At 30.5% G+C, this 16378-nt stretch carries 16 protein-coding genes; 15 read left to right on the plus strand and 1 reads right to left on the minus strand.

Annotated features, from left to right (window positions below):
- Nucleotides 1–54 precede the first annotated feature (54 nt).
- The 3 genes from CXF68_RS06125 to gldA all read left to right on the plus strand — a co-directional run bounded on the left by CXF68_RS06125 (nt 55) and on the right by gldA (nt 1774).
- Nucleotides 55–240, plus strand: a complete 186-nt coding sequence (locus CXF68_RS06125) for a hypothetical protein (protein WP_101043451.1) — start codon at nt 55–57, stop codon at nt 238–240.
- Between the two features lie 20 nt (nt 241–260).
- Complete coding sequence (locus CXF68_RS06130; RefSeq protein WP_101043452.1) at nt 261–749, plus strand: dihydrofolate reductase; 489 nt, start codon at nt 261–263, stop codon at nt 747–749.
- 131 nt (nt 750–880) lie between these two features.
- The gene (gene gldA / locus CXF68_RS06135) at nt 881–1774 is read left to right on the plus strand and encodes a gliding motility-associated ABC transporter ATP-binding subunit GldA (protein WP_101043453.1); all 894 of its coding nucleotides are present in this window, start codon (nt 881–883) and stop codon (nt 1772–1774) included.
- A gap of 56 nt (nt 1775–1830) precedes the next feature.
- Here gldA and CXF68_RS06140 read toward each other — a convergent pair whose 3' ends face one another.
- Nucleotides 1831–2193: a hypothetical protein gene (locus CXF68_RS06140; protein ID WP_101043454.1), complete on the minus strand. Its 363-nt coding sequence runs from the start codon at nt 2191–2193 to the stop codon at nt 1831–1833.
- A gap of 227 nt (nt 2194–2420) precedes the next feature.
- Here CXF68_RS06140 and CXF68_RS06145 point away from each other — a divergent pair, with 227 nt between their 5' ends.
- The 12 genes from CXF68_RS06145 to CXF68_RS06195 are packed head-to-tail and all read left to right on the plus strand — an operon-like array spanning nt 2421 to nt 16377.
- Nucleotides 2421–2996, plus strand: a complete 576-nt coding sequence (locus tag CXF68_RS06145; RefSeq protein WP_101043455.1) for a DUF4255 domain-containing protein — start codon at nt 2421–2423, stop codon at nt 2994–2996.
- Entirely contained in the window at nt 2996–4066 is a 1071-nt protein-coding gene (locus tag CXF68_RS06150) for a hypothetical protein (protein ID WP_101043456.1), read from the plus strand. Before CXF68_RS06145 ends, CXF68_RS06150 begins: the two co-directional genes overlap by 1 nt.
- Before the next feature lie 21 nt (nt 4067–4087).
- Nucleotides 4088–6241 carry a phage tail sheath C-terminal domain-containing protein gene (locus tag CXF68_RS06155; RefSeq protein WP_232771617.1) on the plus strand — a complete coding sequence of 718 codons (2154 nt, stop codon included), beginning with the start codon at nt 4088–4090 and terminating at the stop codon, nt 6239–6241.
- A 43-nt stretch (nt 6242–6284) separates the two neighbouring features.
- Entirely contained in the window at nt 6285–6731 is a 447-nt protein-coding gene (locus tag CXF68_RS06160; protein ID WP_101043458.1) for a phage tail protein, read from the plus strand.
- Nucleotides 6731–7171: a phage tail protein gene (locus CXF68_RS06165; protein ID WP_028887244.1), complete on the plus strand. Its 441-nt coding sequence runs from the start codon at nt 6731–6733 to the stop codon at nt 7169–7171. The genes CXF68_RS06160 and CXF68_RS06165 overlap by 1 nt, the downstream gene beginning before the upstream one ends.
- 2 nt (nt 7172–7173) lie before the next feature.
- Nucleotides 7174–7335 carry a DUF5908 family protein gene (locus CXF68_RS20800; protein ID WP_198553761.1) on the plus strand — a complete coding sequence of 54 codons (162 nt, stop codon included), beginning with the start codon at nt 7174–7176 and terminating at the stop codon, nt 7333–7335.
- A complete protein-coding gene (locus CXF68_RS06170) occupies nt 7335–8021 on the plus strand; it encodes a hypothetical protein (RefSeq protein WP_101043459.1) in 687 nt (228 codons plus the stop codon). Before CXF68_RS20800 ends, CXF68_RS06170 begins: the two co-directional genes overlap by 1 nt.
- Nucleotides 8022–9767 carry a type VI secretion system tip protein VgrG gene (gene vgrG / locus CXF68_RS06175; RefSeq protein WP_101043460.1) on the plus strand — a complete coding sequence of 582 codons (1746 nt, stop codon included), beginning with the start codon at nt 8022–8024 and terminating at the stop codon, nt 9765–9767.
- 4 nt (nt 9768–9771) lie between these two features.
- A complete protein-coding gene (locus CXF68_RS06180; RefSeq protein WP_101043461.1) occupies nt 9772–10062 on the plus strand; it encodes a PAAR domain-containing protein in 291 nt (96 codons plus the stop codon).
- Nucleotides 10063–10068: 6 nt separating this feature from the next.
- Nucleotides 10069–10482: a GPW/gp25 family protein gene (locus CXF68_RS06185; RefSeq protein WP_101043462.1), complete on the plus strand. Its 414-nt coding sequence runs from the start codon at nt 10069–10071 to the stop codon at nt 10480–10482.
- Nucleotides 10483–10489: 7 nt separating this feature from the next.
- On the plus strand, nt 10490–13672 hold the full coding sequence (locus CXF68_RS06190; protein ID WP_101043463.1) for a baseplate J/gp47 family protein: 3183 nt from the start codon (nt 10490–10492) through the stop codon (nt 13670–13672).
- The gene (locus CXF68_RS06195) at nt 13660–16377 is read left to right on the plus strand and encodes a hypothetical protein (protein ID WP_101043464.1); all 2718 of its coding nucleotides are present in this window, start codon (nt 13660–13662) and stop codon (nt 16375–16377) included. Before CXF68_RS06190 ends, CXF68_RS06195 begins: the two co-directional genes overlap by 13 nt.
- Nucleotide 16378 lies beyond the last annotated feature (1 nt).

The following is a 16378-nucleotide window of genomic DNA, read 5'->3' on the forward strand; positions in this document are numbered from 1 at the left end:
TTATTTTTAGTAGTTTCTTTAGTAGCTTTGTAAGAAGCGCTAAAAAAGATAAAAATGACTACAGACCTTGATGTTTTAAAAGAAACTATTTATGAAAAAATAGGAGAGATTAATGATGTAAAAGTTCTGAATGCAATTAAAACTTTGGTTGATACAATGAAAGCAGAAGTTTTAGAAGGAACTGTTACAGAAAAAAGAGATTTAACAGGTTACATTAAAGAATGGGCAAAGAATATGTAACTATTTATTAAATACAATTTATGATTACAATAATTGCTGCAATAGCAAATAATAAAGCTTTAGGAAAAGATAACGATTTAATTTGGCATCTTCCTGCCGATTTAAAACGATTTAAAAAGGTTACTTCTGGGCATCATATTTTAATGGGACGTAATACTTTTGAAAGTATTGGCAAACCTTTGCCTAATCGTACATCGGTTATTATAACTAGAAATAATGACTATTTTAAAGATGGATGTTTGGTTGCTAATTCAATTGAAGAAGCTATTGAGTTATCAAAAGAAGATGCAGCTGTTTTTATTATTGGAGGGGCACAGATTTATAAACAGGCTCTTGAAAGGGAATTGGTTGATAGATTAGACATTACGATTGTACATCATGATTTTGAAGCAGACGTTTTCTTCCCAGAAATTGATATGAATGTTTGGAAAGAGGCATCGAGAGAAAACTTTAAAACTGATGAAAAAAATAAATACGATTATAGTTTCGTTTCTTATATAAGAAAATAACTGATTTTTAAAATATCAGATAGAGCGCTCTCGAGATTTTCATTTGTTATGAATCTATAGACTCTAACAGAGAAAATACAATAAAAAATATTTTATTCTGAATTTACTTCAGAATTTCAATTGATAATAATATGTCGATACAACTTACTTCTATATCTAAAACTTATGCAACTCAAAAAGCTGTAAATAGTATCTCTTTTAAAGCAAAAAAAGGAGAGATAGTTGGCTTTTTAGGTCCAAATGGAGCAGGAAAATCTACCACAATGAAAATCTTAACAGGTTTTATTAAACCAGGTGAAGGAGTCGTTTCTGTAAACGGAATAGATGTGGTTAAAAATCCTATTGAGGCACAAAAATGTATTGGGTATTTACCTGAGCACAACCCGTTGTATCTAGATATGTATGTGCGTGAGTATTTACAATTTCAAGCATCAATATATAAAGTTTCCAAAAATAAGATAGCAGAAGTAATAGAGAAGGTTGGTTTAGGTAGTGAGGCTCATAAGAAAATTGAACAGTTATCAAAAGGATATCGTCAGCGAGTAGGGTTAGCAGCAGCTATCTTACATGACCCTGAAGTGTTGATTTTAGATGAACCAACAACAGGTTTAGACCCAAATCAGTTGGTTGAAATCCGCGAATTAATAAAAGAACTCGGAAAAAACAAAACGGTTTTATTTTCTACACATATTATGCAAGAAGTAGAAGCTGTATGTGATCGGGTAATTATTATCAATAAAGGTGAATTGATTGTTGATAAAGCAATTTCAGAACTTAAAACAAGTAATGAACAGGTGATTAAAGTAACGTTTGATTATAAGTTAGAAGAGCAGTTTATACAACGTTTACCAAACCTTATTCATTATAAAAATACTGTAGATAACAATTGGAGACTTACTTTTGAAGCAAAAGAAGATATGCGCGCTGTAATTTTCGACTTCGCCCAAGAAAATGGACTGAAAATCTTAGGTTTAAATGCTGAAAATAAAGATTTAGAAAGTCTGTTTAGAGAGTTAACTAGTTAATTTTTTGTAATTTTATTTAAAAGAAGTCCATTCTTAACATTCACCTAGGTTTAATATTAAGAATTATTAGCGTATTTATTTTTAAACCATACTTTTTTCCAAACTCTTTTTAATAATAAAAAAGTAATATTCTCGACGTACTCATCAATATTTGATGCATCCATATTTTTTATCACCTCTTCAGGAACATCAACGACATATAAAAGGTTATTATAGGTAGAAGTGTCATTGCTAATTAAATACTGTATTCCTTTTTTAAGCGCTTCTTTTAATGCTATAGGTGAGTTATCTTTAGATAACTTAAAGTCAAAACCAGCTAAATTAAAATCTTTATTAAGCTGTGCTATTAACATAAAATAATAATTATTCTTAACTGCATTTATTAATAAGTCATTACTGTTTTGATAACTAGGTAGCATTCTATAAAGTTAACAAATTAGGAAGAGAATAGTACGCTTTTTTTTATAAAAATAAACAGGTGTTTTCCCCTTTTTTAATCCAATTAAACCTGAAAATAATCAAAGGAAAAGAACTTATTTAAAGGAGATTTTCATTGCTAGTTCTTTGAGTTGTTACGGTTAATTTTACAATATATTCGAATTCTGTTTATTCGGATTACAGTTAATATAACCAATAATAACTATAAGTGATTTACGAAATACTACAGATTATTACAGAAGAGTTAAATGATTATCTCGAAGGAAATGAAGTAGCGTTGGCAAATATAGCTGATGCCAATTCAGAAGGAAATTCATCGGGTAGTTTTCCCGAAATATCATTGTCGTTAATTAACCTTCAAGAAGAATTTGCTTTAAAAAACACACGTAATAATTTAGTAAGAGGAACTGCTGTTTCTTATAAAAATTCAAAAATTTATTTAAACTTATTTGTGCTCTTTAGCCTTAATAAATCCAGTTATACAGAATCATTAAAAAGTTTGACTAAAGTAATCGCTTTTTTTCAAGGTAAAAAAGTCTTTACACAAGCAAATAGTAATTATGATAAAGTTGAAGGTTCTGAGAATATTAAGAGTTTTAAGTTTATTACAGAACTCTATACGCCAAGTTTTGAGGAGTTAAACTTTATATGGGGAACTTTAGGAGGAAAACAAAACCCATCAGTACTTTATAAAATAACATTATTAGAAATTGAAAGAGATGCAGTAACAAAAGAAGGAGCTGTTATTTCTGAGATGAATAAAAACGCAACAATCAATAACTAATGATCTATAAAACACTTTTAAATATAAACCTATTACACGCTTATTTTCTTGATAGCGGAATTAAAAAATATCATAACCCAAATAATCTTACGAATGAGTTAAATGATAAAGAAAAAGAAGAGGCAGAAAAGGTTTATAAGAGTACTAATTTTTTAGAAATAATATCTACTAGAACTACTTTAAGTGTAATAAATAATTTTAGGTTAATGGTTAGGGATGATTCAAAAGGAATAAGAATTCTTGTAACATCACAAAAAGAAATAGCAAAAGAGAATGGTAGTGAAATAGAAAGATATTGTCCATTTATTGAATTACCAGATGATTTAATACTTACTTTTTTTGTTAGAGTAACAGACACGTATTTTGAAAACTATACAGACATTGTAGAAAAGAAAAGCAATCAGCTTTATAATTTATCTAATATTTCAACAACAGCTACAAATGTTTTTGATTCTAATGGAAACATTGAAGAATGGAGTTCTTTCTTAATAACAGAAAGAGAATCTAGAAGATTGGTATATGAATTGGAAAAAGAAAATGAAGCAAACAGTATTGCACCAAAAAGAGTAACAATTGCTGATATAGATTCAGATAAGATAAATGCTATTGAGACTAAAATAGATAATAATATTTCATTAAATATTGACGAATCTGAAATAATAGAAAATTTAAATTCAAGTATAAAAAAACTTAAAAATAAAGGGATTATTGGTGTTGTTCGGTTAAAAGTTTTAGGTGATAATAATTCGAATTTAACTGAAAATGTAATGGTGAAAAATATTGAAACGAACAATTTTGATATTAATAAAAACTGTTTGCTAAAAGAAGCACCAACTTTTCAGATATATATAGAAAATAGAAAAACTTTTTGGAGGTACAACCAAATATCAAAAAGTTTAAAAATGACTACAAATACGAAACAACCTTTAACCAAAAATGGTAAAGTAGAAATTAGTAAAACAGCTGTAACACCACAACCTATAAACTCGGTTTTTTTACCAAACCCAACAGTAGAAAGTATTACGCTAGATTCCAATAATCAAGATTACTATTCAGAAATATTTATATAATAAAAACTAAAATTAATAATTATGTCAGCTTACAAAACACCAGGAGTCTACATTGAAGAAATTGTAAAATTTCCACCATCAGTAGCTCAAGTAGAAACAGCAATTCCAGCCTTTATAGGTTATACTGAAAAAGCAACCAATAAAGTGAAGGGAGATTTAAAAGGTAAACCTACCCGTATTACTTCAATGTTAGAATATGAAACTTATTTTGGAGGAGCTAAAGCAGAAACAACTATTCAAGTAAAAGTTACTGATAAAAAAGTTAATGGTGCTTTAAAAAGAGGTATTGTGGTTGATCAACCATCAGATAGAGAACCTTTTTTAATGTATTATTCTATGCAAATGTATTTTGCAAATGGAGGTGGACCTTGTTATATAGTTTCGGTAGGTAGGTATGGAGTTGATTTAGATACAAGTGATGTTAAAATTACTAATGTTAATGATATTGATTTAATGAACCATTTTACTCAAGGGTTAAATGATGTTAGAAAAGTAGATGAGCCGACATTAATTTTGTTTCCTGATGCAACAGCAATTTCATCTGATACAACATTCTATGACCTTTATGAATTAGCATTAAAGCAATGTAAAGAATTACAAGATCGTTTTACAATTATTGATACTAGAGCTTATGACGCTACTAGCCCTACAGATCCTAATATTGGGACTTTAAGAACTGAAATAGGGTTAGGAAAGGACTATTTAAAATATGGAGCAGTTTATTACCCTCATTTAAAAACTATTTTAGATTATAAGTTTGATAAAAATTCAATGGTTATCAAGCATGTTAATGAAGCAGATCCTCAAGCAAAAGTAGTAATAACAACGAATGTAAATGCGCTGAATGTCGCTTTACCAATTACAGCAATCTCAGACAAATCAGGACTAACTGATTTAACAGGATCTTTAGCAGACATCGTTAACTATTTATACAATATAAATACAGGAGGAAAAGAAGGGTTTAATCTAGAAGAAAGAAACACTGAACTTAAAAATTATACAGGAGCACGATCATTAACATTACATGGGAATTTAGTAAGCTTATTGAATGATTTTGAAGCACTAATTTCGGTTAAAACCAAAGCAAACATTGAAGCAAATGCAGCAATTTCAGCTTTAGAAGATGAGTTAGTAGCAGCTGCGGATGTTACTGATATTAAAAATCAGTTGGCAGCCTTTAATTTATTATTTGAAGGAGCTGATAAGGTAGAGTCTGTATTTGAAGAGTTAACTAAGTTAACGGAAAACTTAAAAACATTCATTGATGGCGGTAATGATACAAAAATTAAAAATGTTGTCGAAAATAACACGTCAAACATTGTTAATGAAATAAACAAGTTAATAACTATTACTTTTCCAGCATCACCAGCAGAAATAACACCTGTAACTAAAGGGGATGTAACAATTTTTGATGGTATAGAAATATCCTTGAATGTATTAAAGGCATCGATAATAGATGAAGCTGCAGTGGGAGCTCAGAATATTGATTTAGATACCAATAATGGTGAATTACATGGTAGAAACTTAACTAGTATTGAAAGTTCAGATAATGAAACATACAATTTAATTTTAACTGAAATAGCTAATTTACCATTAGAATTACCTCCAAGTAGTGCTATTGCAGGAGTATATGCGCGAGTAGATTCAGATAGAGGTGTTTGGAAAGCGCCTGCAAATGTTGGCCTTACTTATGTTATAGAACCGACAGTACAAGTTTCTCATGAAGATCAGCAAAATCTTAATGTAGATGTTAACTCAGGAAAATCTATAAATGCAATTAGAACTTTTGTGGGGAAAGGAAACTTAGTATGGGGAGCAAGAACTCTTGCAGGGAACGATAATGAATGGAGATATATTTCAGTAAGAAGATTTTTTAACATGGCTGAAGAGTCGATTAAAAAAGCTACTGAACAATTTGTTTTTGAGCCCAATGATAAAAATACTTGGATTCGTGTAAAAGCAATGATAGATAATTTCTTAACACAACAATGGAGAGCAGGAGCATTAGCAGGACCAACACCAGAAAAAGCTTTTTATGTAAACATTGGTTTAGGTGAAACAATGACTGCACAAGATATTTTAGAAGGAAATATGATTATTGAAATTGGAATGGCAGTTGTTCGTCCAGCAGAATTTATCATTTTAAAATTCTCACATAAAATGCAAGAAGCATAATTAATACGCTAAATAAAACTTAATAAAAATAAAATAAAAAATCATGGCAGAATTATATCCACTTCCAAAGTTTTCCTTTGAGGTAGCTTTCGGAGACACAAAGTTTAATTGCACCGAAGTATCGGGATTGACTTTTGAAAATAAAATGATTGAATATCGTGGAGGAGCAGATAGTGAATATCATAAATCTAAACAACCAGGGCTATTTGAATATCCTAATATTACTGTAAAGAGGGGGGTATTTGCCGATAAAAGTAAACAGTTTTACGAACAATGGGCAAAAACAGTTTATTTCCAAGAAGGAGGGGAGCAGTTTAGAGGAGATTTAACCATTATTTTACTAGATGAAAACGGAGACCCATCAGTAACATGGAAAGCTCAAAATGCTTACATCACAAAAGTAACTCCAACAGATTTAAAAGCTGATGGTAATGAAATAGCAATTGAAACTGCTGAATGGGTTCATGAAAAATTAACAATGATAAGTTAATGACTAGTTATCATCCACCAGTAGGCTTTAGTTTTAAAGTAGAGTTTGAAACGATTTCATCATCAGAAGGAGATAACTCATTTCAATCAGTTTCGGGGCTTTCAGTAGACCTCGAAACTGAAGAAATTGCGGAAGGAGGAGAAAACAGGTTTAAGCATAAAATACCAGTACGATCAAAATACCCAAACTTAGTTTTAAAAAGAGGAGCATTGGTGAATTCAGAAGTCATAAAATGGTGTAAAAAAGCATTAGAAAACTTTGAAATTCAACCAGTAAACATAAATGTAATGTTGCTCGGAGAAGATAAACAAGCCATTCAAACTTGGAATATTGTTCATGCATACCCTGTAAAATGGAATGTTGGTGATTTTAATGCTGAAGAAAGTAAACTAGTAATAGAAACTCTTGAGCTAACCTATAATTATTTTAAAGTCGTTTAATTATGCCAATTACTATTAAAGAATTACATATTAAAATAAATGTAGATGAAAAGTCTGAAATACAAGGGCAAACTAGTGGAGTATCTAGTCATAATACAGCTGCTATAGTTGCCACTTGTGTTGAAGAAGTAATGGATATTCTTGAAAGACAAAAACAACGATAATGAGTCAAGGACAGTTAAAAAAGTTAGTCATAAAAGCTTATAAAGATGATAAGTTTAATGATGAGGTAGCCAATGGAGAATTTACAACACTGGTAAACCCAGAGAAGTATATGATTGCTTATAAACCTGAGTATACTGAAGTTCAAGGACAAGGAACAAGTGGTTCTCAACCGAAGTTTACTAAAATTCCGCCTCAAGAACTAGATTTAGATTTATTATTTGACAGTAGTGGAGTAATTGACGGAAAAGGTGATTTAACAAACGGAATCATTGATAAAATAGAAGCCTTCAAGAGAATTGTTTTTGAATATAAAGGAGAAGAACATAAACCCAATTACTTAATGATTAAATGGGGGGCTTTACTTTTTAAAGGCTCTTTAGTTGATCTTTCAATAGAATATAGATTATTTGCTGCAGATGGAACTCCGTTACGAGCCAATGCAAAGCTAAAAGTAAAAGGAACTATTGATGATGATTTACGAGTAGCAAAAGAAAATAATCAATCGCCAGATTTAACACACTATCGTAAAGTAAAAGCAGGAGACACTTTAGCATTAATGTGTTATCGTATTTATGGAGATTCTAAATATTATTTAGAAGTTGCTCGTGTAAATAAAATAATGCAATTCAGAAAATTAAAACCAGGAAAAGAAATATTTTTTCCACCATTACAAAAATTCGCCTAAATGAATAGCACAGGAACTATACAAACTTCAAAAAGTGCCGATTTAGTCACTTTTAAAATCCTTATTGAAGGAGAGGAGTTATCAAAACTATATGAAGTTAAAAGTATTACTGTTTCTAAAGAAGTAAACAAAGTACCAACTGCTCAAATTGTTTTGATTGATGGAGACGCTTCTAAAAGAGATTTTAAATTAAGTAACGAAGATTTATTAATTCCTGGGAAAGAAGTTGAAGTTACTGCTGGTTATCATTCAGATGAAGAAACTATATTTAAAGGAATTGTTATCAAGCATAATTTAAGAATACGAGCTGATTCAGCACAATTGGTTATTGAATGTAAAGATGAAGCTGTAAAAATGACGATAGGTAGAAAGAGTAAATACTTCTACGAAAGTACGGATAGCGACATTTTTGAAGAAATTATAGGCGAATATGGATTATCTAAAGAAGTAGAATCAACAAATTATTCTCATCCTGAATTAGTTCAGTATAACGCATCAGATTGGGACTTTGTAGTTTCAAGGGCACAAGCTAATGGAAAATTGTGCTTTGTAGATGATGGAACGATTACGATCGCTAAACCAGATGTTGGGCAATCAGAAATAGAAACAGTAACCTTTGGAGGTTCTTTATTAGATTTTGATGCAGAAATAGATGCTCGTCATCAAATTAAAAAAGTAGCAGCATATAGTTGGAATCATGCTGATCAAGAATTGGTTGAAGTTGAAGGAAAAGATCCAAATGTTGATTTAAATGGAAATTTATCAGTTTCAGATTTAAATAAAACGATAGGTTTAGAAAGTTTAGAATTAAGACATGGAGGTGTTGTTACAGATACCGAATTACAAGATTGGGCAGATGCAAAATGGTTATTTCAACAATTAGCAAAAGTAAGAGGTAGAGTAAAATTTCAAGGAATACCATCAGTAAAACCAAATACAATTTTAAAACTAGAAGGAGTTGGCGACCGATTTAATGGTAATGTTTATGTGACAGGTGTTCAACATGTTATTTCAGAAGGAAATTGGGTGTCAAATGCACAATTTGGATTGTCAACAGAATGGTTTTCTGAAACTTTTGAGATCTCTGCAAAACCAGCTTCTGGGTTATTACCTGCCATTCAAGGATTACAAGTAGGTATTGTTTCTCAATTAGAAGAAGATCCTGACGGAGAAGATAGAATTTTAGTCCAAATTCCAATCATCAATAATGAAGAAGAAGGTATTTGGTGCAGAGTAGCTTCACCAGATGCAGGAGAAAATAGGGGGATTTTCTTTCGTCCAGAGATTGGAGATGAAGTTATTGTAGGATTTATCAATCAAGACCCTAATGACGCCATTGTTTTAGGAATGTTGCATAGTAGTGCAAAACCCTCACCAATTACTGCTACAGATGATAATCATGAAAAAGGAATTATTACCAGAAGCGAAATGAAAGTGCTATTTGATGATGATAAAAAGATAATTACCATTGAAACACCAGCAGGAAAAATTATTTCTCTTGATGAAGATAAGGGAGCTATTACTATTGAAGATGACAACTCAAATGTAATTACTATAAACAGTGATGGAATAGCAATGGAAAGCGCAGGAGATATTTCCTTAAAAGCTTCAGGAGATGTTACTATTGAAGGAACCAATATAAGTTTAACAGCGAATGCAGAGTTTAAGGCGGAAGGTAGTGCTGGGGCAGAAATGTCAACAAGTGCAATAGCCGTTTTAAAAGGCTCATTAGTTCAAATAAATTAAAAATATGGGGAGTCCAGCAGCAAGAATTACAGATATGCATGTTTGTCCGATGACAACAGGACCAGTACCTCATGTAGGAGGTCCAATTTTACCAGCAGGAGAACCTACAGTTTTAATAGGAGGTTTACCAGCAGCAAGAGTTGGAGATATGGCAGTTTGTGTTGGACCACCAGATAGTATTGTAGCAGGTTCTGGAACAGTTTTAATAGGAGGATTACCAGCAGCAAGAATGGGTGATAGTACTTCACACGGAGGTACTATAGTACTTGGAGAACCAACAGTATTAATAGGATAGTTAACGATGGAAAATAAAAAAGCTTTTTTAGGAATAGGATGGGGGTTTCCTCCAGAGTTTTCAGAAGACTTGAATGAAGTAGTAATGATATCTGATGAAGAAGATATTAAAAGTAGTTTAGAAATATTATTAACTACCCGATTGGGTGAACGAGTACTATTACCTAATTATGGTTGTAATCTACAAGAGTTGCTTTTTGAACGATTAGATAGAACGCTGATAACCTACGCAAAAGAATTGATTGCAACTGCAATTTTATATCATGAACCAAGAATAGATGTAATTCACATTGATGTTTCAGAAACAGACCCTTTAGAAGGAATGTTAGTTATAAAAATTGAATATAGAGTTAGAGCTACGAATAGTAGAACGAATGTGGTGTTTCCTTTTTATAAAGGAGAAGGAACCGATATAAATTAAACAAACCATGAGTAAAATCATTCCTAATATATTACAACGAAACGGAACAGGACAAGAGCAACGTATGATAAAAGCTTTAGATCCTGAAAATTTCGAACTTCATGATTTTACTATAGAAGATTGGATTTTATTTGCATATAGTTTTGCAGAAAAATTAAATTATTTCTCTAAAGAAAACCATGAGGTTGCTTCTAGTGATTGGCAGCTTTTTTTTAAGAAATTAATAACATCAGAAGTTCCGTTTAGAGGTACACGAGAATATGGAAAACTAAAAGAGGACATCGCTAAAACACTTAACGATTTTACAAAAGAAGCTAAACTCTCTCCGCATTTAACCTTATTTGTTTGTTTTTTAAAACTGTTAGAGTTTTCAAAAGAGCGATTTAATAAATTAACCAAACGTCATTTAGATTTTTATTACAAAGAAATTCTTCAAGTTGATAAGAAAGAGGCAATTCCAGATCAAGCTCATGTAATTTTTGAATTAGCCAAGAAAATCACCAATCAACAAATTAAAGAGGATACTTTACTAGATGCAAAAAAAGATGCTTTAGGAAAACCTTTAAATTATAAAACGAACGAAGAATTAATTGTAAATAAAGCTTCAGTTGGAGCAATAAAAACTATTTACAATAACAATTCTGATAATTTAAAAAAGATTAAAGCAAGTCATGTAGCCAATACAAAAGATGGTCTAGAAGAACCACTTCTTGCTGATGAACCGTATTGGTATCCTTTCGGATATCCTTCTAAAGGAAAAAATGTAGATGAGTTACAAGATGCTGAAGTAGGTTTTAGTATTGCTTCTCCTATGTTATTACTTCAAGAAGGAGAAAGAACAGTAACAATAACTATTAAGTTTGATGCTGATTTTGAAAAAGAATCTTTTAAAGTTGATACACTTATTGAAAATTTAAAACTGTACGGAAGTGGAGAAGAAAAGTGGATTGAACCTACTTTAATCGCAATTAACAATGCTAATGATGGTAATTTAGACGTTTCTAATCAAATAATTTTCACATTTTTCTTAGGGTATGATTCAGGTGCAATAGTAAATTATAAAGAAGAATTTCTCTTAAAAAAACACAAAACAACACATCCATTAGTTCGTTTTATTTTTGATATTTCTAATGATACTGGATATAATTTTTATAGATTTTTAGCAAGTAACACTGTAAATGAGATTACCATAAAAACAGTTGTTAAAGGAGTTAAATCATTAAAAGTTGAAAATGATAATGGGCTCATAAAAACTAAAAAACCTTTTCACCCTTTTACAACTCGCCCTACCGAAGGTTCTAATTTTAGTGTAAATTATGAAGAAGCTTTTTCTAAAAAATGGAAAGATTTTACGGTTAATTTACGTTGGAAAAATGTTCCCGAAGATTTTAAAATTTGGTGTCAAGCATATTTAAAATCAACAAGCTACTCTTCAATCTCTACATACGCAGTCGAACTTAAAAAAGATATAGATGATAGAAGTCTACTCGTTACTGATGAAAAATATTTTCAAGTAAAGAATAGAATGTTACATGTAGCGGGAGAAACAAAAGAAACTGTTGGAGAGATTGTAAGTTTATTTACCAGAAACGTTGTTGAGGATGGAGATACTGAAGAAATTTTTTATACAGGGAATTACACAGCCGTAAATTCAAGTAATACTTATGAAGTTGATAAAGCAGGAGCTTTGCAATTAACATTAGAACGGTCTTTTTTACATGGATTATATGCTCGTTTATATGCTTTAGCAGTTAGTTCGGGAGATAAAGAAATTAATCTTCCAAATGAAGCATACACACCTTTGGTGGAAACATTAACTGTTGATTATGTTGCTGAAGAAACTATTTTGATGTCTGGGGTAAATAGAGATGATAATCGCATTCAACTCTTTCATAATCATCCATTCGGAGAACATGAAGAAAATTACGCAGAAAAAAAACACTTACAAACAGAAAAGAACATCATAGATATTTTTGATAAAGATACTATTCAAACTTTTTTAGTGCCAAAATACTGTTTAGGCGGACATTTGTTTTTAGGAATAGAAAATATTGAATCTCAGCAAAATCTATCTCTATTAATTCAAGTTCTTGAAGGAAGTGAAAATCCAGAAGTCGAAAGTTTTAAAGGAAATGAAAAAGTAAACTGGTCTATTTTATGTAAAAATAAATGGAAAAGTCTTGAAAATGATATTATTTCTAATAATACAGATAATTTTTTAAAATCAGGAATTATTAAGATTTCTATACCAAAAGAGGCTAGTATAGATAATACATTATTACCAGCAGGATATATCTGGATAAAAGTTCAAATGAATAAATCATTTGATGCAGTATGTAAAGTTATTAATATTCATGCACAAGCTGTTGTCGCGACCTTTAAAAATAATGATAATGAGGTAAGTCATTTAAAAAATGGACTAGCCAGTAGTACTATAAAGAAGATGGTAACTCGTATACCACAAATTAAATCATTATCACAACCTTATAATGCCTTTGGAGGAAGTACTGAAGAGTCTGATGAGAACTTTTACCGAAGAATAAGTGAACGTTTACGTCATAAAAATAGGGCAATAACACTTTGGGATTACGAGCATTTAATCCTCCAAAAATTTCCAGAAATTTATAAAGTGAAATGTTTAAACCATACTTCAAAAACGAGTTTTACAGCAGCAGGTCACGTTACAATTGTAGTAGTACCAGATACCGTAAATAAAAATGTGTTTGATATTTATCAACCAAGAGTAAGCAAAGCAACTTTAAATAGTATAACCAAGTATATAAACTCATTAAACACTTTGCATGTAAATGCTGAAGTAGTGAATCCGAATTATGAAGAAATAAGTATTGGTTTAGAAGCTAGTTTTTATGAAGGTTTTGATGATAATTTTTATACAGAACAATTAAAATCAGATATCACAAAATTTTTGTCACCATGGGCTTACGATGAAACAAAAGAAGTAACCTTTGGTATTGCATTACATAAAAGCATATTGATTGATTATATAGAAAAACTACCCTATATAGATTATTTACAAAATGTAAAAATGAATGGAGATACTAACATTTATAAAATAATGCCTAGCAATCCAAAATCAATAATAGTATCCGCAAAAACACATACGGTAAGCACAGTATTAACTACCTGTAAAGGAACTAAAAAAGTTATAGAACAGATATGTCAGTTATAAACAAACCTATAAGTATTCCTAAAAATATAACAACAAATGATGATTTAGATTTTTCTTTTTTAAGAAAAGAAGGAATATCATACCTAGAAAACTTAGGCGGTAAATTATGGACTGACTTTAATTCGCACGATCCAGGAGTAACTATTTTAGAGATGCTGTGTTATGCAATTACCGATTTAGGAATGCGAATGAATACACCTTTAGAGGATTTATTAGCATCTAAAGAACCTGATTTATCATTACAAGCGCAGTTTTATAAAGCTTCTGAAATATTTCCATCAAAACCAGTAAACGAGCTAGATTATAGAAAATTATTTATTGACATAGATGGAGTAAAGAATTGCTGGTTAAGAATTTATGAAAAACCAGTATATGTAGATTGTAAAAATAATAAGCTAGCTTATAAAAAGTTTAATAACATTTTACCGGAGTTTCAAAAAGATTTTAAATTAAAAGGATTGTACACTTTATTGGTAGACCTTGAAGAAAGCTACGGAGAAGAAGTATTTTCTGATATTAAAACAGCATATCACAAGAATAGAAATTTATGTGAAGATTTAATTGAGGTAAAGCAAGTAGAAGAACAACCAATCGCCATTTGTGCTAATGTAGATGTTATGCCTGAAGCAGATGAAGAATGGATATATGCTACTATTTTATTTGAGATAGAAAATTATTTATCACCCTCTTTAAAACGTTATTCTGTTCAGCAAATGCTAGACAAAGAGTACACTACCGATGAAATATTTGATGGGCCTGTATTAAAAAACGGATTTATTGATACCAAAGAACTTAAGGAAGCAACGCTAAGAAAAGAAGTACGTTTATCTGACATTATGAAAATTATAATGAATGTTAAAGGTGTAAAATTGATTAAAGATATATCTGTAGGGTTTTGTGATAAAACGATAACACAAGATAATAAATGGGTAGTTTGTATAGATGAAGGTAAAAAACCAGTATTATGCGATAAGAGAACTTTTAATTTTAGTAAAGGATTTCTGCCGCTAAATTTAAACTACGATAGAACAGATGCGTATTTACTACAAATAAAAAAAGATGAAGTTCAAGAAATAAAAGAAGAAGAGAAGGATATATCATTACCTGATGGAAATGAAATAAACACCAATGAATATACTACTATTCAAAATGATTTTCCAGATACTTATGGAATTGGTCAAGAAGGATTGTCGGTTCATGTTACAAACGAACGAAAATCAAAAGCAAAACAATTAAAAGGATACTTAACTTTTTTTGATCAAATTTTAGCAACTTATTTCAAACACTTATCAGAAGTAAAAACACTGTTATCTGTTAGCGGACAAGAAAAGCGAACCTACTTTACACAAGCAGTTAAAGATATTAAAGACTTTAAAGATATTGTAAATGAATATCCCGAATCAAACGATACAGAACTAACAAAATTATTATTAAGTCAGTTTGATAATAATATTGAAAGAAGAAATTCCATTTTAGATCATTTATTAGCCCGTTTTGCCGAAAGATTTGGAGAATATACTTTTTTAATGAAAGCATTGTACGGAACTGCTACCGATGAAATTGTATTATCAAACAAAGAAGCCTTTTTAAAAGATTACAAGGTAATTAGTAGTAATAGAGGGCTCGCATTTAACTATAAAGAATCTGAAGAGAATTTATGGGATACCAATAATGTTTCTGGTTTTCAGAAACGTATAGCCCGTTTAATGGGGATTACAAATGAGAAAAGAAGGCATTTAACAGAAGCAAATGTTGAAGTATACGATTTATTAGATAGTAATAACAAAAAAGTATACAGATGGAGATTAAAAGATAATGATGGAAACACTGTGTTATCGGCAACAGAAAATTACCATAAAGTAGCACTTGCTACAAGAGAATTATACTTTGCGGTACTCCAAATTGTACAAACAAGTGAAAACGAAATAGAAGAAGCTTTTAAAAACAATATTAAAGACGAAACTATCATAGGATTTATAAGAATACATAAATCAACTCCATCAAAACCTTCAATTCCAGTAAAATACTCTTTTGATGTTATTAATCCTGAAAAACAAGAAAGTAGTCCTGATTATATTATAGCTAAGCAATACACGTATTACACTACTCTTAATGATTTAAAAAAGGCATTGTTAAAAACAATCACTTTTATGAAAAAAGAGTTTACAGAAGAAGGAATGTTTTTGGTAGAGCACATGCTATTACGACCAGATGTTACTAATAATTATTCAGGAAACTTTTTACCGATTTGCGCAGATGATTGTGAAGATTGTGGAACCATAGATCCATATTCATATAGAGTAAGTATTGTATTACCTGGGTATACGTATCGTTTTTCAAACCCTGATTTTAGACGCTATATGGAAGATGTAATAAGGCAAGAATTACCCGCGCATATACTACCAAGAATATGTTGGGTAGGAGACAGAAAAGAAGTTGCAAATAAAAATGAAAATGATTTGTTGAGGTTCGAAAAAAGGTATAAAGAATACCTGTTTGCTAAAACGGTGTTAGAACAAAAACAACCTGTAGTAAATAATGAGCTACAAAATTTAATGACTGCAATGCATGAATTAAATACGATTTATCCTGCGGGAAGATTAACAGATTGTAGTGCAGAAGATGAAGCTTTAGACGGAAGGATAATTTTAGGACAATCGAGTATAGGAAGTATAGATACAGAAAATAAAATAATAAAGACATAAA

Origin of the sequence: Tenacibaculum sp. Bg11-29, assembly GCF_002836595.1 — a bacterium.
Classification (GTDB): domain Bacteria; phylum Bacteroidota; class Bacteroidia; order Flavobacteriales; family Flavobacteriaceae; genus Polaribacter.